The following is a 1,353-nucleotide window of genomic DNA, read 5'->3' on the forward strand; positions in this document are numbered from 1 at the left end:
GGCTACTCGACATTGAGAATGGTGGTGTGGCGCGGGAGGGTGTCTGACCTTCTACTCGACGGACCGCCTCGCGGGGTGTGTCCACTGCTGGATCTGTCGACATCGTCTCGTGCCGCGTCCAGACGGTTCGGAGGGCCGGACCGGGTGGGGAAGTGACCTGATAGGACCCTGTCCGACGACCGTTCAATGTCGTGTCCACCCGGCCCGGTGAGGTCATCCGACCGTATCGCGAGATCCGGAAGGAGACACCGACATGATAACCACCACCGAGCGCGTCGAACCAGCGCGAGTCGTCGCGGGAGTCGACACGCATAAGCATCTGCATCACGTCGCGGTCCTTGATCTCACCGGTCGAGTCCTGGGGAACGCCGCTTTCTCGGTGAATGCCGTCGGATATCAGGAGGCGCTGGAATGGATGACGGGGTTCGGTGTCCTTGATCGGGTCGGTATCGAGCTGACCGGCTCGTACGGCGCCGGCTTGACCAGACACTTCACCGCTGCGGGAATCACCGTCCTCGAGGTGAACACGACCGATAAAGCCACGAGGGCTCGCCGGGGCAAGAACGACACGATCGACGCGATCGCGGCGGCTGAGAAGGTCCTTTCGGGCATGGCGACCGCGACGGCGAAAGACACGACCACTGTCGTGGAGTCCGTGCGGATGCTCACCGCGGTGCGCGATTCCGCGGTCAAAGCACGCACGCAGGCGCTCAACCAGATCAAGGACCTCCTGATCACCGCGCCCGCGCAGGTGCGCGAGCAGTTCGACGGGCTTCCCCTGAAGACGGTCGCGAAGAACGCTGCCCGCCTGCGCCCGGACACCACCCGCCTCACCGACCCCGCCCAGGCGGCGCGACTCGCCTTGAAGCGCCTCGGGAACCGGATCGCGGACCTCACCGCGGAGATCACCGATGCGGAGAAGCAACTCGACGCGCTAGTTCAGGACACCGTCCCAACGTTACTTTCCCGACCGGGGATCGGAACTCTCACCGCCGCGCAATTCCTCATCACGGCGGGCGCGAACATCGACAGGATCACCAGCGAAGCCGCCTTCGCGCATCTCTGCGCAGCAGCACCCATCCCAGCATCTTCAGGCATGACGAACCGACACCGGCTCAATCGATTCGGAGACAGGCAAGCGAACAAAGCCCTCCACCTCGTCATCATCGGCCGCATGAAATACGACGACGAGACCAAGACCTACATCACAAAGAAACTCGCCGAAGGCAAATCAAAGAAAGACGCCATCCGAGCACTCAAGCGCTTCGTCGCACGCCGCGTCTTCCACGACCTCGCCACCGACCTCCGACCACCCAGACTCACTGCTTGACATCCATAGGACCATCCAGCATG

1 protein-coding gene is annotated in these 1,353 nt (G+C 63.3%); it reads left to right on the top strand.

The window, feature by feature from the left end; genetic code table 11:
• The first annotated feature begins 253 nt into the window (after positions 1 to 253).
• Positions 254 to 1,330, top strand: coding sequence for an IS110 family transposase (locus EDF36_RS20835; RefSeq protein ID WP_123734478.1), 1,077 nt, complete (start codon positions 254 to 256; stop codon positions 1,328 to 1,330).
• Positions 1,331 to 1,353: the final 23 nt, after the last annotated feature.

This window comes from Rathayibacter sp. PhB152 (assembly GCF_003751395.1).
GTDB lineage: Bacteria > Actinomycetota > Actinomycetes > Actinomycetales > Microbacteriaceae > Rathayibacter > Rathayibacter festucae.